This window comes from Gilliamella sp. ESL1225, assembly GCF_058502635.1.
In genome coordinates, this window is the sequence record NZ_CP196358.1 from 1,622,792 (window position 1) to 1,641,751 (window position 18,960).

Annotated in this window: 16 protein-coding genes; 6 read left to right on the plus strand and 10 right to left on the minus strand. The window is 34.9% G+C overall.

Annotation, left to right across the window (positions count from 1 at the left end; all coding sequences use genetic code 11):
* Positions 1 to 42: 42 nt before the first annotated feature.
* The 3 genes from ACSYSW_RS07435 to ACSYSW_RS07445 all read right to left on the minus strand — a co-directional run bounded on the left by ACSYSW_RS07435 (position 43) and on the right by ACSYSW_RS07445 (position 2,990).
* Entirely contained in the window at positions 43 to 660 is a 618-nt protein-coding gene (locus tag ACSYSW_RS07435) for a LysE/ArgO family amino acid transporter (protein ID WP_491705661.1), read from the minus strand.
* A gap of 141 nt (positions 661 to 801) precedes the next feature.
* Positions 802 to 1,869, minus strand: coding sequence for a lytic murein transglycosylase B (gene mltB / locus ACSYSW_RS07440; RefSeq protein ID WP_491705660.1), 1,068 nt, complete (start codon positions 1,867 to 1,869; stop codon positions 802 to 804).
* Positions 1,870 to 1,988: 119 nt separating this feature from the next.
* The gene (locus tag ACSYSW_RS07445; RefSeq protein WP_491705659.1) at positions 1,989 to 2,990 is read right to left on the minus strand and encodes a 2-hydroxyacid dehydrogenase; all 1,002 of its coding nucleotides are present in this window, start codon (positions 2,988 to 2,990) and stop codon (positions 1,989 to 1,991) included.
* Positions 2,991 to 3,223: 233 nt separating this feature from the next.
* Between ACSYSW_RS07445 and ACSYSW_RS07450 the strand changes: the two genes are divergently transcribed.
* The 5 genes from ACSYSW_RS07450 to cydC all read left to right on the plus strand — a co-directional run bounded on the left by ACSYSW_RS07450 (position 3,224) and on the right by cydC (position 9,790).
* Positions 3,224 to 4,507 (plus strand): AmpG family muropeptide MFS transporter, encoded by a 1,284-nt coding sequence (locus tag ACSYSW_RS07450; RefSeq protein WP_491705658.1) that lies wholly within the window; start codon positions 3,224 to 3,226, stop codon positions 4,505 to 4,507.
* A complete protein-coding gene (locus tag ACSYSW_RS07455; protein ID WP_491705657.1) occupies positions 4,504 to 5,157 on the plus strand; it encodes an NAD(P)H-dependent oxidoreductase in 654 nt (217 codons plus the stop codon). Before ACSYSW_RS07450 ends, ACSYSW_RS07455 begins: the two co-directional genes overlap by 4 nt.
* 310 nt (positions 5,158 to 5,467) lie before the next feature.
* A complete protein-coding gene (trxB, locus tag ACSYSW_RS07460; RefSeq protein ID WP_491705656.1) occupies positions 5,468 to 6,424 on the plus strand; it encodes a thioredoxin-disulfide reductase in 957 nt (318 codons plus the stop codon).
* A gap of 10 nt (positions 6,425 to 6,434) precedes the next feature.
* Positions 6,435 to 8,162, plus strand: coding sequence for a heme ABC transporter permease/ATP-binding protein CydD (gene cydD / locus ACSYSW_RS07465; protein WP_491705655.1), 1,728 nt, complete (start codon positions 6,435 to 6,437; stop codon positions 8,160 to 8,162).
* Positions 8,159 to 9,790, plus strand: a complete 1,632-nt coding sequence (cydC, locus tag ACSYSW_RS07470) for a heme ABC transporter ATP-binding protein/permease CydC (RefSeq protein ID WP_491705654.1) — start codon at positions 8,159 to 8,161, stop codon at positions 9,788 to 9,790. Before cydD ends, cydC begins: the two co-directional genes overlap by 4 nt.
* 79 nt (positions 9,791 to 9,869) lie before the next feature.
* On the opposite strand, the gene ACSYSW_RS07475 is transcribed toward cydC, so the two are convergent.
* The 5 genes from ACSYSW_RS07475 to nlpD all read right to left on the minus strand — a co-directional run bounded on the left by ACSYSW_RS07475 (position 9,870) and on the right by nlpD (position 14,689).
* On the minus strand, positions 9,870 to 10,325 hold the full coding sequence (locus ACSYSW_RS07475) for a hypothetical protein (protein WP_491705653.1): 456 nt from the start codon (positions 10,323 to 10,325) through the stop codon (positions 9,870 to 9,872).
* A 13-nt stretch (positions 10,326 to 10,338) separates the two neighbouring features.
* On the minus strand, positions 10,339 to 10,908 hold the full coding sequence (locus tag ACSYSW_RS07480) for a UbiX family flavin prenyltransferase (protein ID WP_491705652.1): 570 nt from the start codon (positions 10,906 to 10,908) through the stop codon (positions 10,339 to 10,341).
* Positions 10,909 to 11,107: 199 nt separating this feature from the next.
* Positions 11,108 to 12,556 carry a catalase gene (locus ACSYSW_RS07485; protein ID WP_491705651.1) on the minus strand — a complete coding sequence of 483 codons (1,449 nt, stop codon included), beginning with the start codon at positions 12,554 to 12,556 and terminating at the stop codon, positions 11,108 to 11,110.
* A 297-nt stretch (positions 12,557 to 12,853) separates the two neighbouring features.
* Complete coding sequence (gene gpmA / locus ACSYSW_RS07490; RefSeq protein WP_491705650.1) at positions 12,854 to 13,606, minus strand: 2,3-diphosphoglycerate-dependent phosphoglycerate mutase; 753 nt, start codon at positions 13,604 to 13,606, stop codon at positions 12,854 to 12,856.
* A gap of 33 nt (positions 13,607 to 13,639) precedes the next feature.
* The gene (gene nlpD / locus ACSYSW_RS07495) at positions 13,640 to 14,689 is read right to left on the minus strand and encodes a murein hydrolase activator NlpD (RefSeq protein WP_491706238.1); all 1,050 of its coding nucleotides are present in this window, start codon (positions 14,687 to 14,689) and stop codon (positions 13,640 to 13,642) included.
* Between the two features lie 326 nt (positions 14,690 to 15,015).
* Between nlpD and rsmI the strand changes: the two genes are divergently transcribed.
* Complete coding sequence (gene rsmI / locus ACSYSW_RS07500; RefSeq protein WP_491705649.1) at positions 15,016 to 15,846, plus strand: 16S rRNA (cytidine(1402)-2'-O)-methyltransferase; 831 nt, start codon at positions 15,016 to 15,018, stop codon at positions 15,844 to 15,846.
* Between the two features lie 51 nt (positions 15,847 to 15,897).
* Here rsmI and uvrD read toward each other — a convergent pair whose 3' ends face one another.
* Both uvrD and yigB read right to left on the minus strand, forming a co-directional pair.
* Positions 15,898 to 18,159 carry a DNA helicase II gene (gene uvrD / locus ACSYSW_RS07505; protein WP_491705648.1) on the minus strand — a complete coding sequence of 754 codons (2,262 nt, stop codon included), beginning with the start codon at positions 18,157 to 18,159 and terminating at the stop codon, positions 15,898 to 15,900.
* Between the two features lie 70 nt (positions 18,160 to 18,229).
* Complete coding sequence (gene yigB, locus ACSYSW_RS07510) at positions 18,230 to 18,958, minus strand: 5-amino-6-(5-phospho-D-ribitylamino)uracil phosphatase YigB (RefSeq protein ID WP_491705647.1); 729 nt, start codon at positions 18,956 to 18,958, stop codon at positions 18,230 to 18,232.
* Positions 18,959 to 18,960: the final 2 nt, after the last annotated feature.

Here is an 18,960-nt window from a genome sequence, read left to right on the forward strand (position 1 = left end):
TGCGACTATTTTGATTGGTTATCTATTCGCATAGTTATTCAATTAAAATATCCCGATGATGAGCATAATTGCAATGGCATACATAATTAATGCAACAATACAATCTAAGATTACCCACATTTTTTTTTGTTTAAATAAAGGTAAGAGTAATCGTGAACCATAGCCAAGACTAAAAAACCAAATAAAAGAAACGATAACTGAACCGATTAAAAAATAAACCTTTTGATCAAAAGAAAGCGTTCCAGCAATGCCGCCCACAATAACAATAGTATCTAAATACACTTGCGGATTAAGTAAGGTGACGGCAAAAGTAGAAATAATTGTCACGAATAATTGATTTTTTTCCTGCCCATTGATCTCAATTTTAAGAGAGCTTTGCCCTTTTATTGCACTAAGAAGAGATTTAGTACCATACCATATTAAAAAGGCAGCCCCTGCGATAGCCAGAGTAGTTGAGAAAATGTAATTTTGACTGATAATGCCACCAATACCTAAAACGCCGACAGTCATTAAAATAAAGTCACAAATAAAACAAATTAAAACAACATATAAGATATGATTTTTTAGTAAACCTTGTTTCAATACAAACAGATTTTGCGCGCCAATCGCGACGATTAAAGAGAATGTAATCATCATTCCACTTAATATTTGTTGCCACATAAATTTTTATCCTTTCTGTTTTTTTATTAGAAAAGAGACATATTATCGTTTTATTTTTTACTTAGAAAGAAGATAAATCTCTCTTACATTTAAATTTAATAAGTTATAAAAAAAATTTATTTTTATCGGCAAACTATAAGATTATCTGGCTTGTTTAACGGCTTCACCTAATTGCCAAACAGCCATGGCATAGTGTGTGCTGTGATTATAACGGGTAATAACATAAAAATTACTTAATCCATAATAAAATTGAAAACGATCGCCCATATCTAATTTTATTAAGCTCACTTGTTTGCTATCTTTTAAAGGAGTCGTAGCCTTCAGTCCCTGTTTTGTTAAAAATAAAGGATCGTACTTAGTTTTAAATCCTGTCTCTAATTGTAAATTTTGCCCTAATGCTTTAATGGCAATGTCTTTATCTTGCTGCCAGCCATAAGCTTTTAGATAATTTGCGATACTGCCAATAGCATCATCCGCATCCCACAAATCGATATGATCATCTTGATTAAAATCAATAGCATGATTTTTAAATGCAGATGGCATAAATTGCCCATATCCCATCGCCCCAGCAAATGACCCTTTTACTGTAAAAGGATCAATGCCTTCGTTGCGGCTCATTAATAAAAACTCTTCTAATTCTTGTTTAAAATAATCAGCCCGCCTTGGATAAGCAAAGGCTAAGGTAGCAAGCGCATCAATAACACGCGTTTGACCTGTCAAACGTCCCCACTTCGTTTCGATGCCCATAATACCTACTATAATTTCAGGTGGCACGCCATATAATTGATACGCGCGTTCTAAAGACGTTTGATGCGCTAGCCAAAAATCGACGCCTTTTTGAATATTTTGCGGAGTAATAAATTTATCTCGATATTTAATCCACGCGCCGCTCGGCTTATTTAACTTGCTGGTTTGAGGGGCTTGTTTGTCCATTACATTAATAATCCAATCAAGCTGCTCGGTTTTTGCAAGGATCTGATGTAATTGCCGTTCATCAAAACGATGCTTAGTTACCATCTCTTGCAAAAATTGTTTTTTAGGGGCAGATAACGCCATGAGTTGAGTTTGCTTAAGTTCCTTATTATTTTCAATATAAAATCCACCTTTAACAAGCGCTTTACCGCGTTGCGGTTTAGACTGTATAGCGGATCCCAAATTACTTTGGCAAGATGTTAATAACAATAACAAACAAACGAATAAAACTTTCATAAACTGCCCTTAAAATACATTTTTCTTACTATTATCCAATAGTATGTAATAGAACACTATTGAATAACATAAAAACAACATAAAACATTATTACCGAAAATATTTAATCGTATTACTTTCTATTCAACAATATTTGGGCAAGGTTTTCCTTCGGCTACCTCTTTAATATTGTTTAATGTCGTCTCGGCGATATTTAATAACGCTTCTTGTGTTAAAAATGCTTGATGACCCGTAAATAAAACATTGTGACAAGAAGATAAACGCCTAAATACATCATCTAATATCACATCGTTAGATTTATCTTCAAAAAATAAATCACGTTCGTTTTCATAAACATCCATTCCTAAAGCACCGATTTTACTTTGTTTTAACGCATCTATTGCCGCATTTGAATCAAGTAATGAGCCACGACTTGTGTTAATAATCATGACGCCATCTTTCATCTTATCAAAGGATTCTTTATTTAAAAGATGATAATTTTCAGGAGTCATCGGACAATGCAGCGTAATAACATCAGATTTTGCATATAATTCATCTAACGGAACATACTTAGCACCTAATTCAACAGCTTTATCATTAGGATACGGATCGAAGGCCAAAACATCCATGCCAAAGCCTTTTAAAATACGAATCACCGCTTGACCAATTTTACCTGTACCAATCACCCCGGCTGTACTGCCATGCATATTGAAACCTGTCAAACCATCGAGTGAAAAATTTGCATCGCGCGTGCGTTGATAGGCTTTATGAGTGCGCCTATTTAATGTCATCATTAACGCAACGGCGTGCTCAGCCACAGATTCTGGCGAATAAGCAGGGACACGAACAACCGTGATCCCAAGTTTTTTCGCTTCTTTAATATCGACATTATCAAAACCGGCACATCGCAAAGCTAAAATCTTGACGCCAAGTTTATTTAATTCCTGTAATGTAGGTTTATCGACAACATCATTAACAAATACACAAGCGGCATCAAATCCTTTAGCAGTAATTGCTGTTTTATGATTTAATTTGTGATCATAAAACTCCAGTTCAAAACCAAATTTTTTATTTGCCATTTCAAGATAGTCTTTGTCGTAATCTTTACTGCTAAAAACGACGATTCTTAAATTCTTTTTCATTGCGATTCCTTTTAATAAATATGTCTTGTTCATTACTATTTAAACGTAACATAGCATGTTTGTTAAGATTTCACATCTTTTTATGATACAATTTATAGACAATATGGATTTTATATGAATTAATCAATGTATCAATCCTGATTAATATAATTAAGCCTATCATCGAGGTTACATTGATGATAAATATGATATGATAACGGCTTATTAAATTAAGTTGCCTAATTGTTTAATCTATGAGCTCTGTGCAAAATCAACAATCTTTAATCCATTCAATATTCTCACGTAAGATGTTAATTTGCGTATTAACCGGGTTTGCGTCTGGCCTTCCTTTTTATCTTTTAACGCAGCTTTTACCCGCGTGGTTAACAAACTATGGTATTAATCTTAAAGCTATTAGCGCTTTTGCCTTAACACAATTACCCTATATGTTTAAATTCCTTTGGGCGCCTTTGATTGATAATTTTTGTCCTTTTGCCTTAGGTCGTCGGCGCAGTTGGCTTTTAATCACACAGATTTTATTGTTAGCGAGTATCGGTGTTTTAGGTTTTTTATCGCCAACTTTAGATATTATGTTGATAGCAAGTTTAAGTGTTATTATTGCCTTTTTTTCAGCAACGCAAGATATCGCATTAGATGCTTTTAGGCGTGAATTACTAACTAATAATGAATTTGGCTTAGGTAACAGCATACATGTTAATGCTTATCGCCTTTCAATGCTTGTTCCAGGTTCACTCTCGCTGATATTGTCTGATTATATACCTTGGCAAAGTGTCTTTATGATTACCGCGTTATTTATGTTACCGGCTATTTTAATGACTTTATTTATAAAAGAGCCTGCCATTAAAATTATAAAAAATCACAGCTTTAATGAAATAATTGTTCAGCCATTTCAAGAATTTATTCAGAGAAATGGTATTAAAATGTCAATGTATATATTGCTATTTATTTTTACTTATAAATTAGGCGATGCGCTTGCAACATCGTTAGCCACCCCTTTTTATATTAATATGGGATTTAGTAATTCAGATATTGGGATCGTGGCAAAAAATGCCGGCTTATGGTCAAGCATTATTGGTGCCCTACTCGGCGGCATTTTAATCTTAAAATTAGGGGTTAATCGTTGCCTTTGGGGGTTTGGATTTATTCAAATTAGTTCGATTTTAGGCTTTGTGTGGCTAGCGACAATCGGTCCTTTTCAATCGATTGGTTTTTATGAAAATGGCTGTTTAGCTGCGGTTATTATTTATGAATCCTTAGGTGTCGGTTTAGGTTCAGTTGCCTTAATCACATTTATTGCTAAAAATACCAATCCCCTTTATACAGCGACTCAATTTGCTTTATTTACCAGTATTACCTCAATCCCACGAACATTAATTAGCGCAACGAGTGGTATCATTATTGATAATATTGGCTGGGTATACTTTTTTATCGTTTGCATCATTTTAGGTATCCCTGGCATGCTATTGCTATTAAAAGTCGCGCCATGGAAAGAAAATAACTCGGAGATATTAAAATGAATCAATTAATACAGGCATTTGATTTTCGTCATGCATGTAAAGAATTCGATAGTCAAAAAAAGATCGCAAAACACGATATGGATATAATTCTTGAAGCCGGTAAAAATTCCCCTTCATCGTTTGGATTAGAGCCTTGGCATTTTGTTGTGGTTGAAAATGAAGAATTAAAAACAGAGCTTCGCTTTGCTTGTTATAATCAAAAACAAGTAAGTAGCTGCTCTCACCTTGTCATTGTCTTATATCGAAAGGCAAATAATTTTACCTTGCAAAGCGATTATTTACGACAAGCGATTGCTCGAGAGATCTCTTCGCCGAATGACACAACCGCAATTGATGTCGCTTGCCAATCGTTTATTAATTTTGCCAATAAAGGGTTAGCCGAAGGTTTAACACTTAATCATTGGTCGGAAATGCAAACTTATATCGCAAGTACCAATATGATTACGTCGGCAGCTTATCTAGGTATCGACTCTTGTGTATTAGGTGGCTTTGAATCTAATAAAATTATGACAATTTTAGAAAAGACCATTCCAAAAATCAGTCATGAAAATTTTGCCGTATCACTGTGTTTAACCTTTGGCTATCGCATTAATCAGCCACAACCTAAAATACGCTGGTCTTTAGATAATATTGTTACTTGGCTAAAATAAAATACCGATTAAAATAATCAACTAAACGCTAATTTAGCCTACGTTATAACTATAGATAACTTTGCTAAAATGATAGTTATTTTTGATTTCAGCAATTTAATTTTTTTATTTTTAGATATGATATTGTGATTAATAGAGCCTATTATTTTAATTTAATTAAAAGAACTTAAATTAAAAGGATTACACTATTATCGTCAAGATGATTATATAATTGCCAATAAATAATCTAATCGTATTAATGCAAATTTTAATCATAACAATATAATCTAAAGAATATAATTACAAATTTTAATTTGTTAAGGATATCAACATGCAAAAGAAACATACCAAATTATTAATTTTAGGATCTGGACCGGCTGGCTATACCGCCGCTATTTACGCCGCGCGCGCAAATCTTTCGCCAGTATTAATTACCGGTGTGCAACAAGGCGGACAATTGACGACGACAACGGATTTAGAAAATTGGCCTGCTGGCGATGCGCATTTAACCGGTCCTGAATTAATGCAAAGAATGCAAGAGCATGCCGAAAGATTCAATACTGAAATTATTATTGATCATATAGAGCGAGTCGATTTTAGCCAAAAACCCTTTAAACTTTATGGGAGCGATACCGAGTATAGCTGTGATGCATTAATCATCGCAACCGGTGCATCTGCGCAATATTTAGGGTTACCTTCTGAAGAAGAATTCAAAAGTAAAGGTGTTTCTGCTTGTGCAACGTGTGACGGCTTTTTTTATCGCAATCAAAAAGTTGCTGTTGTTGGAGGCGGTAATACAGCCGTTGAGGAAGCTCTTTATTTAGCTAATATTGCCAGTGAAGTGCATTTAATCCATCGACGAGATACATTTAGAGCCGAAAAAATATTAATGAACCGCTTAGCTGAACGTATTACTGAAGGTAAAGTCATTTTACATACCCAATACCGAGTTGACGAAATTCTTGGTAATGCTTTAGGGGTAACCGGCGTTAGATTACAAAATACCCTCGATGCAGAAAAGCAAGAAACATTAGATGTAACCGGCGTATTTATTGCTATTGGTCATAAACCAAATACGGCTATTTTTGACGGGCAATTAGAATTAAATAATGGTTATATTAAAGTACGTTCTGGTTCAGAAGGTAATGCAACACAAACCAGCATTGAAGGAATATTTGCTGCTGGCGATGTGATGGATACTATTTACCGCCAAGCCATAACATCAGCTGGAAGTGGCTGTATGGCGGCATTAGATGCCGATCTTTATTTAGATAATTTAAAATCATAAACGAGTTTTCATGTCTGTAGATACACAAATCGATAAAAATCGACAAACCGAACTTTTAAAATGGTTAAAAAAACACGCAACTGCCTTTAAAACGGCATTGCGTGTTTCAGTTTTAATGGGCTTAATTAGCACTTTACTTATCATTACGCAAGCTGGCTTATTAGCCCTTATTTTGCAAAAATTAATTATTGAAAAACAAACGCTTTCGGCAATTTTGCTTTATTTTATTGCTTTAATGGTTACTTTTTTAATACGGGCTATTTTGGGATATTATCGCCAAAAAATAAATTACAATTTGGGTTGTAAAGTCCGAAAGCAAATCCGCACTCAATTAATTGATAAAATAGAAGATTTTGGACCCGCTTATTTAAAACAAAATACTTCAGGAAGTTTAAGCACACTGATTATTGAACAAGTAGATAAGATACAAGACTTTTACGCAAATTATTTACCGCAAATGCGTTTAGCAAGCATCACACCAATATTAATATTTTTAGCCATATTTCCCTTTAATTGGGCTGCAGCGATTATTTTATTTTGTACCGCGCCGCTTATCCCTATTTTTATGATTTTAGTTGGTATGGGCGCAGCTGATATTAATCGTCGTAATTTTAAAGCATTAGCCTATTTAAGTGGTCATTTTTTAGATCGATTGAAAGGATTAAATACTATTCGCCTTTTTAATCAGGGTAAAGTACAAACTGAAGAAATCTTACGAGCTTGCGAAAATTTTCGAATAAAAACAATGCAAGTATTGAAATTAGCTTTTTTATCATCTGCTGTATTAGAATTTTTTAGCTCTATTTCAATTGCTATCGTTGCCGTTTATTTTGGTTTTTCTTATTTAGGTGAATTTGATTTTGGTAGTTATAGTGGAAGTGTCTCATTATTTGCCGGTTTTTTTGCCTTAATTTTAGCGCCAGAATTTTTTCAACCACTACGCGATCTTGGTACATTCTACCATGCGAAAGCCGAAGCCGTTGCCGCTGCTGACAACATTGAAACGTATTTAGCTAAAGCAAATCCCATCAAACGTGATCTAGAGCCACTTGCAAACCTTATCCTTAAAGATCCTTTGCATACGATAGAAGCCGTTGAATTATCGGTCTTATCACCGGATAATCACGTTATTATCAGTGATCTTAATTTTTCGTTAACATCACCCTTTAATTTAGCTATTATCGGCACCAGTGGCGAAGGAAAAACATCGTTAATCAATGTCTTACTTGGATTTTTACCTTATCGAGGATCGTTAAAAATAAATGGCATTGAGTTTAACCAATTAGATTTAAGTGCATGGCAGCGCCAAATTAGCTGGCTGGGTCAAAATCCTTATTTATTAAATAATTCAATACGTGAAAATATATTGCTGGGAAATCCCAATGCCAGCAAACAAGAACTAAACAAGGTTATACAAGCCGCCGATTTAACTCAAATGCTTAACTCGCTCCCAAACGGCCTTGATACCCAAGTCGGAGAAGATGCAATTAGATTATCTGTCGGACAAGCCCAACGTGTTGCACTGGCAAGAGCTTTATTAAAACCTAACCAGTTACTGATTTTAGATGAACCAACCGCATCATTAGATAAAGAGACAATCTTAAACTTGCAATATTTAAATTTCACACAAAACAGTATTACTATTACTCACCAAAATGATGAGATGCAACATTTTAATGAAATATGGCACTTAAGTAATGGTAAATTATTAATGACAAAGTTCGGAGACAAAGCATGATAAAACGTTTACGCCCTTACTTTGCACTTTATAAACATTATTTTTGGCAAATCGTAATTGGATTATCGCTAGCTATTCTAACGTTAGCGGCAAGTTTATTTTTACTCTCATTATCCGGTTGGTTTTTAGCTTCAACGGCGGTTGTCGGTGTAGCAGGACTTTATACTTTTAATTATATGCTACCTGCAGCAGGTGTTCGTGGTGCGGCAATTATTCGCACAGTAGCACGCTATTTTCAACGGCTGATTGATCATAATACGACGTTCAAAATTTTATCACATTTACGGACAAGTACCTTTAAAAAGATTTTACCGTTAAGTCCCAAACAATTAGATCATTTCCAAAAAGCCGATTTATTAAATCGATTTATTGCTGATATTGATCACCTCGATCATTTATATCTTAAATTATTCTCACCTATTATCAGCGCGCTTATTACGATTGGTTTATTGTTTATCTGCCTAAGTATGATTAATTTGACCGTGGCGTTAGTGATTACGTTCTTTCTCGTATTAAGTTTATTGATAATTCCAATTATTTTTTATCAAGCAGGTAAACAATATGGCGTAAAGCTTGCAAAAGAGCAGCATCAATATCGCCAATTATTAATTAATTATTTACAAGGACAAGCTGAGTTAATTTTATTTGATGCGCAGACTTCTTATCGAAAAACATTAGATAAATTAGCGACAGATTGGCTTACAACACAAAAACGGCAAGCCTCTTTATCGGCCTTATCTTCATCATTGGTATTGGTCATTGTCGCAACATTAACCTTATTAGTTTTAGCGCTAATCAGCCATTATAGCTCATCACCGCTCATCGCTTTATTTGTGTTTGTTTGTTTAGCCAGTAGCGAAATGTTAACACCCATTGCAAACGCTTTTATCTTTTTAGGACAGGTATTAACCTCTGCCCAACGGATATCGGATCTTTATCAACAAAAACCGGATATCACATTTGTTACACCGGGTATCGAGATTGATTTACATGCGCTAGATTTAAATATTGAACATTTAAGTTTTCATTACCCGAATCAACCTTTTTCAGTATTAACAGATTTTAGTTTACAGGTTAAACGCGGTGAGCATATTGGTATTATAGGTAAAAGTGGCTGTGGAAAATCAACCTTACTCGATCTTATCGTTCGAAACTGGGAGCCATGCTCAGGAAAAATTTATCTTAATGATGTCGATATCACCCAGTTATCGGAAACAACATTAAGAGCAGCGATTGCGGTTGTACCACAAGTCATTACCATTTTTAGTGATACACTGAAAAATAATTTATTAATGGGTAATCCGAATGCGACTGATGCAGAATTAATGGCAATATTGCAAAAAGTAGGTCTTGCCAAACTATTTAATACCGAGCAAGGTTTACAATTAGCCATTGGGCAAGGTGGTCGTAGTCTTTCTGGCGGCGAAATGCGTCGTATTGGAATTGCACGCGCATTATTACATGATTCACCGCTCATCTTGCTTGATGAGCCAACAGAAAGTCTAGATAGTCAGACTGAACAACAAATTGTCGCACTCATAAAAGAGACCTGTAAAAATAAAACGTTACTCATGGTTACCCATCGTCTTGTTGATAATGCATTATTTGATCGCATTATCAAAATGTAAGTATTTTATTTTCCATCATCAATCCCGTCTTAATCGTCGGGATTGATGCGTTTAAACAGAATATAAAAAGGATTATTGTTTAGTCAGTATTAACAATTGTGCCATCACGTCGCCAATACGCTTTATGAGCAAAGCCTAATTTATTATTGGTCATTTTTAATTCAGTAAAATTTAGTGCCCAAATGGGGGCAGATAGCAAACGAGCAAAAGGAAAAGCTTTATAATAAAGCGAATACGCTTTTTTGGCTTCATCATCAACGAGCAATTTAGCTGTCGCTAAAAACTGAATACCTTGGATATGAATAATATTATTGGTAGGACGATTTATGGTACCTGCAACATTTGCATTATGTAACATACCCGTTGCATGTTTGGTTTTTAATTCAGATAAAATATAAACACGCATTAACGACTCATCAAACGCATAAAATGCATTACATGCCCATAACTGCTGTGTGGGCAAAACCATACTCACGGTTAAAACATGCTGCTTTTTAATAAAACGATTAATAGAATCATTAATACATAAAGACATTTTTATTCACAATCTATTTTTCACCCCAGCGACTTAGCGTGGGTAAATTTAAACCAAAGAGATCTAACGCTCTACCAACACTTTGCGTAATTATCTCATCAATGCTCCTGTTTTGATTATACATCGCCGGCACAGGAGGAAAGATAATTCCGCCCATTAGCGTTACTGCTTCCATGTTTTTAATATGTCCTAAATGAAGGGGCGTCTCGCGCGTCATAAGGACTAGGCGGCGTCTTTCTTTAAGTACAACATCTGCCGCGCGAGTCATTAAATTAGGCGCAAAACTATGTGCTATAGTAGCTAGGGTATTCATTGAACATGGAGCAATTAACATACCTAAGGTTTTAAAGGAACCGCTTGCAATTGCGGCATCAATGCTTTCATTATCATAAATTTTATCGGCTAATTGAACAAGTTGTTCAAACTGAACTTCAGGCATTTCATATTTAAAAGTTAATAATGCCGCTTTAGATAGAACAAGATGAATCTCAATATCAAGATGACTTAACAACTGTAATGCTTTGAAGCCATAAACAAATCCTGAAGCGCCGGTAATGCCAATAATAATACGTTCTTTTGCCATCCTGCTTTCCTATTTAGTATTATATTTTTATCGATAACTTTTACTTGCTTAATCATACGCATATCTAAAATAGGATTCAAGTTAACACTCTATTCAGTTAGAACTTCTTCTGGAGGAAATTTGTTAAAGAATTCTTTATTCATCAAAAAAGGGAAAGTGATAAACTTTCCCCTAATCTTGCAAGACGATACTTAATTTATTATGTAGTTAAAGCATTTAATGCTGCTTTAACACCATTTGCCCATTCAGGGTCGGTTTTTTCAAATAATTGTATTTGACGATCAATAATTTGCTGTGGAATGCCATACATTGCACCTGCAATATTATCATAAAGGCGTTGCTTCTGATCGGCATCATAAGTCGCAAATAAATCTCTAGCTTGACGAAAATCGTCGCCATCTTCACCATCATGCGGATAAAATGCAGCATCTCCCTGTAATGGAAATGGAGGTGGTGCATTGTCTTCATTGACAGAAGGTCCTCCAAAAGAGTTAGGTTCATAATAGTCACCATCCCCTAATTTTGGTGCATCAAAACGCATTGCGCCATTTTGATGATAATTTTTAACCGCCACCTTAGGACGATTTATCGGTAACATTTCATAATTAGTTCCCACACGATAAAAATGTGCATCTTGATAAGTAAATAAACGCCCTTGTAATAAACGATCTGGAGAAGCTGCAATGCCTGGTACAAAATTAGCAGGTGAAAAAGTAGCTTGCTCAACTTCGGCAAAGTAGTTATCGGGATTACGATTAAGTTCTAAAATACCCACTTCATGAAGTGGATAGTCTTTTTCTGGCCAAATTTTAGTGACATCAAACGGATTAAAATCGGTTTTTTTTATTTGCTCATCGGTCATGATTTGAAGATACAGCGTCCATTTTGGAAAATCCCCTTTTTCAATAGAATCATATAAATCCGCATGATAAGATTGCACGCTTTTCGCCGCAACCTCTGCAGCTTCTTTAGTTGTTAAAAATTTAACCCCTTGCTGAGTTTTAAAATGAAATTTTATCCAATAGCGTTTTTTATCGTTGGTATACATTGAATAAGTATGGCATCCGAAGGTATCCATATGACGGTAATCACTAGGTAAACCATTGTCTGAAAATAATCGTAATGTTTCATGAATGGATTCAGGCGATAAAGATAAAAAATCCCATGCTGCTTTCATTGATGGCATATTCGTTTTTGGATGAGGTTTAAAAGCATGAATAAAATCAGGAAATTTAGTTGGGTCGCGAACAAAAAAGATCGGTGTATTGTTACAAATTAGATCCCAGTTTCCTTCATCAGTATAAAACTTTATCGCCATACCACGAATATCTCGTGCCGTTTCCGGGGCGCCTTGTTGCGCTAGAGCAATGGAAAAACGCACAAATAAATCTGTTTTTTTACCCACTTCAGAAAATATCGCAGCCTTTGTATAACCGGTAATATCTTTAGTTACGGTAAATACACCATGTGCTCCTGAACCTTTAGCATGAACAGTACGTTGGGGTATTTGCTCGCGGTTTTGATGAGCTAATTTTTCTAATAATTGATAATCTTCTAATAGTAAAGGACCTCGAGGACCTGCTGATTTACTATCTTCATTATTAATCCAAGGTGCACCAGATGTAGAACGTAATGTCTCATTTTTCATAAACTATCTCCTAACATTGAATAACCTCAAAACTACCTCACGGTAAACATTGCTCCAATGATTTTTAAAAAATTCAATATAAAAATCACCTTATTTTGATCAGATATCGTATATGAGAAAAACAACAAAATAGTATAATCAATTGTTTTAATTAATAATTTTTATAATTAGATGAGTTTATACTTATGTATTTACAATGTAAATCTTATAATTGAAGATTTAGGTAAATGAAGATAATGAAGATAATGAAGATAATGAAGATAATAAGGCAAGTTATACTTGCCTTATTGTATCAATTTATTTAGCTTTACCTTGGTTTGCAACGGCTGCTTGTTTTGCTGCAATTTCCGCTTCGTTACCTAAGTAATAATGTTTGATGACGTTCATATTATCATCAAATTCATACACTAAAGGTACGCCAGTTGGAATGTTAACATCAATAATGTCATCATCACTAATGTTATCAAGGTGTTTAATTAACGCACGTAATGAGTTACCGTGTGCGGCAATAATAACACGTTCACCTGATGCAACACGTGGGGCAATAGTTGATTCCCAGTAAGGTAGAACGCGATCTATCGTCAATGCTAAGCTTTCAGTCAATGGAAGATCTTTTTCATCAATCTGACAATATCGTGAATCATGACCCGGGAAACGTTCGTCTGATTTTTCTAACGCAGGTGGGGTAATGGCAAAACCACGGCGCCATAATTTAACTTGATCATCACCATATTTAGCGGCAGTTTCAGCTTTATTAAGACCTTGTAAAGCACCATAATGGCGTTCATTTAATTTCCATGTTTTTTCAAGCGGTAACCAATCTTGGTCAACAGCATCTAAAATACGCCATAAAGTATGGATAGCGCGTTTTAATACTGATGTGTAACCAAAATCAAACACAAAGCCTTCGCGTTTTAATAATTCGCCCGCTTCAGTCGCTTCTTTTTTACCTTTTTCAGATAAATCGACATCAGTCCAACCACAAAAACGGTTTTCTTGATTCCAAACGCTTTCACCGTGTCGAATTAATACTAATTTTTTTACTGCCATAGATATTACTCCTTGTTACATAATATTAAATAATTAATTGGGTAAATATTTTAAAGGATCAACAGATTGTGCTTTATAACGGATCTCAAAATGCAATCGCACACTCGAAGTTCCTGTCGCCCCCATAGTCGCAATAGGATCACCCGCTTTGACCATTTGTTGCTCTTTAACGAGAATAGTTTGATTATGCGCATAAGCCGTTAAATAATCATCATTATGTTTGATAATGATCAAATTACCATAACCTGGTAAAGCATTACCTGAATAGACGACACGCCCAGCGGCAGCAGCACCTACTTTATTACCTAGACTGCCTGCAATATCAATGCCTTTGCTAGCATTAGAAAATTTTTCTATAATTTTACCCTTTACAGGCCACTGCCAGGTAATATTGCCAACTTTCGATTTTGAGTTAGATAACGTCGATAAATTGCTTGAGTTAGAAACGGGTTCAGTGACTGTATTTGTAATTTTTATATTTTTACTTGGCTGTGTGTTGCTTGTTGTTGTCACCGCAGTCGTTGTCATCGTTGTCACAACGGGAACAACCGGCATCGTTGTGACAGGAGTTTTACTATTTTTTGCTGCTTTTTTATTCGCAAATTGTTCTGTCGTTTTTTGCGTAACAACAACGGTTGTTCCACCACTAACATCTAATATTTGCCCAACATTAACGGCATAAGGTTCTTTAATGTTATTTTTAACAGCTAATGATCTATAATCATTACCGGTGATCCACGCAATATAAAATAAGGTATCACCGCGTCTAACAGTATAAGTATCTCCGACATATCCACCTTTAGGGATTTCATTGTAATTACGATTATATTCAATTCGCTCTTCTCTAATAACGGTGTCTTCACTTTCGGTTTGTTTATAACGGGTTTTATTTAAATTATTGTTATAATCGTTAGATGTTGGCTGATTTTGATAACTTTTCGAAATATTCTCGGGCGGATTTGAGTACCCCGTTAAACTTTGGTCAGTCGTGGAATCAGAAATATCTTGTATTTCGGCAGGATTCGTTTGAGTGCAACCTATTATCAGCAAACTTAGGCAACTTAATGTTAGTATTTTTTTCAACTTAGCACCTTATATATATTTGTTCAGGATATTAATGGCCATTAGCACATTTCTTTGACAATGTGTCTATTTTATCGTTTTTAAATTAAAAAGACAGCATAACTCGTTGTCAAATTGTTTTATCTTTTTTAAATTCTCATTATTAAACGCTTTTACTGTTTCATCAAAAGGATGATCAATGGTAAAATGCCCCCATTTTTAGGCGTTTTGTTTAATGATTATCTAGGTTCTCTAACTTATCTATCCATTTAAAATGGACAAATTATAACGAAAAAACAAATCACTCGCCTAATTTCTTTTCTTAAAATTTAATGTGATCCTAAAACATGACTTTATATATTGTCGCAACACCGATTGGCAACTTAGATGATATCACGCTAAGAGCTATTGATACGTTAAAAAAGGTTGACCTTATTGCAGCCGAAGATACCCGGCATAGTGGCTTACTACTTCAGCATTTAGGAATTAAAGCAAATCTTATTGCTTTGCATGATCATAATGAACAACAAAAAGTTTCTGTTATTATCGAAAAATTAAAATGCGGTCAATCAGTCGCTTTAATTTCGGATGCAGGTACTCCCCTAATTAACGATCCCGGTTTTCACCTGGTCAAAACTTGTCGCCAGCAAGGTATTAAGGTTGTACCCATTCCTGGAGCTTGTGCTGCTATTGCGGCTTTATCTGCTGCCGGTTTACCTTCGGATAGATTTAGTTATGAAGGTTTTTTACCAGCTAAAAGTAAAGCAAGGCTAGATCGTTTAACAGAATTAAGTCAAGAACCACGAACACTTATATTTTATGAATCAACTCACCGTTTACTCGATTGTTTACAAGATATGATGCAGGTTTTTGGCGGTGATAAACAAATCGTATTGGCCAAAGAATTAACTAAAAGTTTTGAAACCATTGTTAACTATCCCATTCAACAATTGATCGAATGGTTAAATGAAGATCCTAATCGTTTAAAAGGAGAATTTGTTTTAATTGTTGAAGGATTTAATCAGCATCACGAAATTGATGCAAAAGTTATACACACATTATCATTATTACAAAAAGAATTACCCCTTAAAAAAGCCGCGGCAGTAACCGCTGAAATATACGGGCTCAAAAAGAATCAACTTTATCAAGTCGGTTTAACACTGGATACACAAAAATAAGATGGTTAACTCCATAGCTTTACCTTATGGAGTTAGCCAATTACCGAAAAGTTAAACTAGCGTTAGATTGGCTAATTTTATCACTAGCCATTTTATCCCTTCATTAACAAAAGCGATTTGCACACGTTTATGATCGCCTTCACCATCCAAATTAATAATGGTGCCTTCGCCAAAACGTTGATGTTTGACTTTTTTACCCAGTACAAAGCCATTGTTATCCTGCTCTGTATCGAATAAAGACGATTTGCGTTTGGTAAGATATGCTTTTTCTTGCGCTATATATTCTTGTGAAAACGAGTCATAACGCGTATTTTTGTCATTTTGACGAGTAAAATTACCTCGATAACTAATTTCATTTAAACAATCAGCCGGTAATTCAATTAAAAAGCGGGAAGGTAAATGCCTTTCTTCACGACCATATAAGCGGCGTGATTCACATAATGACAATGTTAAACGCTGCCTGGCCCGAGTTACACCGACATACGCAAGTCGCCTTTCTTCTTCTAATTTTTCGTTATCTTGTGTTGCACGTTGTGATGGAAATAACCCTTCTTCAAGTCCAACCATAAAGACATTATTAAATTCTAATCCTTTAGCAGAATGTAGGGTCATCAGTTGCACTGAATCTTGATCACGCAATGTTTCTCGATTTTCGAGCGAGGTTAATGCTAAGAAAGATTCTAAAACAGTTAAACTTTGCTCAGAATCAGCATTATCTATAGTATTATTTAGCTGATCTTTAACATCATTTTTACGATGAAATTGTTCGGCGGCTGAAACCAGCTCTTCTAAATTTTCAAGCCTAGCTTGACCTTTTATGCCTGGCTCTTGCTCATACATTTGCAAAATACCGGATAATTTCATGACGGCATCTATTTGTTTATAAACAGGGCTATCATTGACCTGCTCATAAATAGATTCGATCAGCTCTAAAAATCGTGCAATGCCTGACAGCTGCCTTTCGGTCATCATTTTATTTTCTATCACCATTAAACAGGCATTCCATAAAGAAAGATCATGTTTTTTGGCAATTGAACGAATCTTATCTAATGTGATAGTACCTATCCCTCGACTCGGTGTATTTACGGTTGCTTCAAATGCCATATCATTATTGTGATCATGTAATAATCGTAAATAAGCTAAGGCTAATTTAACCTCTTGCCGTTCATAAAAACGGATAGAGCCATAAATTTGATACGGAATATCATTTTGCAATAAGGTATCTTCGAGCAAACGAGATTGCGCATTATTGCGATACAAAATTGCACAGCTAGCGTAATCATCGCCTTCTTGATGGCGCTTTATGATTTGACCAATGACAAATCTCGCTTCATCAATATCATTAAATCCAACATATAAAGCAACTTTTTCACCTTCGCCTGTGTCAGTCCATAAATTTTTGCCTAATCTATTTTTATTTTGAGCAATAAGATGATTAGCAACATTTAAGATAGTCCCTGTTGAACGATAATTTTGTTCAAGACGGATCACTTGCGAATCAGGGTGATCTTTAATAAACAACTGCAGATTATCCGCATTTGCGCCTCGCCAACTATAAATAGACTGATCATCATCACCCACTATCATTACATTTGCCGTATCACCAGCTAACTTTTTGACCAATTGATATTGGATAAGGTTGGTATCTTGAAATTCGTCAATTAAAATATTGCTAAAACGTTGACGACAATAGGTTAAAATTTCATTATTTTGGCATAATAATTCGTAAGTTCTTAAGATTAATTCTGAAAAATCAACATAGCCAACTCGATCACAAATCATTTGATAATCGCGATAAATATTTTGCCACATGACTTCTTTCGGATCTTGCGGATGAATGGCATTTGCACGTAATCCTTTTTCTTTTTGCGTTGAAATAAACGCTGCGCATTCTTTTGATGACCATTCTTTTTCATCAATTTTAAGTTCACGAAAAATGCGTTTGATTAATCGATTTTGATCTTCACTATCAATTAATTGGAAATTAGTGGGTAAATTCGCCTGCTCGGCAAACATTCTTAATAATCGATGAGTTAATCCATGAAACGTTCCAACCCACATTCCACTAAAATATCCTTCACCGACAAGATTTTCGATTCTTTCTTGCATTTCAGATGCCGCTTTATTAGTAAAAGTGACAGCAAAAATAGAATGCGCTGGGTAATTTTTTTCAAGACACAGCCAGGCAATGCGGTGAACAAGGACGCGTGTTTTCCCGCTACCTGCTCCAGCTAATATAACACTATGCTGACTGTCAGTTGTGACGGCTTCTTTTTGTTCTTTATTTAACTCAGATAACAATAAATTTTTCATATAATTCTTGATAGAAGTTAATAAGCGAAATCACATTATTTAACTGTTTATTTGTACAGATAGAGATTAATTATAACAAATCATTAAGCTCGGATAAATGGCTAATTATCCTATCAGGCATATTGACCTGCTCTATTTCTTTTGGAACATCTAAATGATAAGGATTAAACCAGCACGCTTGTATACCGGCTTTTTTTGCGCCTGTAACATCCGTAATAAGACTATCACCAACATGTAAAATATTTTCGGCAGCAATTTCTGGATTATAGGTTGCCATTTTTTGCGTGGCTAAGGTAAATATTTCTGGAAAGGGTTTAGAGCGACCGTCAATGCCACCTCGCAAAGTAAACAAAAAATAATGATCTAAACCAATTTTACTCATATTGGCATTACCATTAGTAATAACAGCTAACGGATATTTATTTGCTAACTCTTTTAAAGCTTGATGGGTTGATAAAGGAATCTCTATTTTATTTCGCCATATATTAAAACTGACCATACATTCATCAATTACATTATCGATTTGAGTTTTTTCAAATAAAAAAGGCAAAATTAACGCAGTAAATGCCGCAATTCGCCACTTGACGACATCATGATAAATATCTGGGTTTCTATCTAAAACCCATTTTTTACATTGATAAAAATCATTGATATTCAGATGGCGTAATGAAGGATATTGCTGTAATGGCTCTAACGAGGCAAGCTCAGCTGTTTCAACAATTTGGGTATTATCATAAAGCGTATCATCGAGATCAAAAGTGATCGCTTTTATTTTGGGTAAGCACGAAGAAATCATCATAA

Coding starts and splice junctions, on each gene's coding strand:
- ACSYSW_RS07435 (WP_491705661.1), bottom strand. CDS start 660: ATGTGGCAACAAATATTAAGTGGAATGATGATTACATTCTCTTTAATC.
- mltB (WP_491705660.1), bottom strand. CDS start 1,869: ATGAAAGTTTTATTCGTTTGTTTGTTATTGTTATTAACATCTTGCCAA.
- ACSYSW_RS07445 (WP_491705659.1), bottom strand. CDS start 2,990: ATGAAAAAGAATTTAAGAATCGTCGTTTTTAGCAGTAAAGATTACGAC.
- ACSYSW_RS07450 (WP_491705658.1), top strand. CDS start 3,224: ATGAGCTCTGTGCAAAATCAACAATCTTTAATCCATTCAATATTCTCA.
- ACSYSW_RS07455 (WP_491705657.1), top strand. CDS start 4,504: ATGAATCAATTAATACAGGCATTTGATTTTCGTCATGCATGTAAAGAA.
- trxB (WP_491705656.1), top strand. CDS start 5,468: ATGCAAAAGAAACATACCAAATTATTAATTTTAGGATCTGGACCGGCT.
- cydD (WP_491705655.1), top strand. CDS start 6,435: ATGTCTGTAGATACACAAATCGATAAAAATCGACAAACCGAACTTTTA.
- cydC (WP_491705654.1), top strand. CDS start 8,159: ATGATAAAACGTTTACGCCCTTACTTTGCACTTTATAAACATTATTTT.
- ACSYSW_RS07475 (WP_491705653.1), bottom strand. CDS start 10,325: ATGTCTTTATGTATTAATGATTCTATTAATCGTTTTATTAAAAAGCAG.
- ACSYSW_RS07480 (WP_491705652.1), bottom strand. CDS start 10,908: ATGGCAAAAGAACGTATTATTATTGGCATTACCGGCGCTTCAGGATTT.
- ACSYSW_RS07485 (WP_491705651.1), bottom strand. CDS start 12,556: ATGAAAAATGAGACATTACGTTCTACATCTGGTGCACCTTGGATTAAT.
- gpmA (WP_491705650.1), bottom strand. CDS start 13,606: ATGGCAGTAAAAAAATTAGTATTAATTCGACACGGTGAAAGCGTTTGG.
- rsmI (WP_491705649.1), top strand. CDS start 15,016: ATGACTTTATATATTGTCGCAACACCGATTGGCAACTTAGATGATATC.
- uvrD (WP_491705648.1), bottom strand. CDS start 18,159: ATGAAAAATTTATTGTTATCTGAGTTAAATAAAGAACAAAAAGAAGCC.
- yigB (WP_491705647.1), bottom strand. CDS start 18,958: ATGATGATTTCTTCGTGCTTACCCAAAATAAAAGCGATCACTTTTGAT.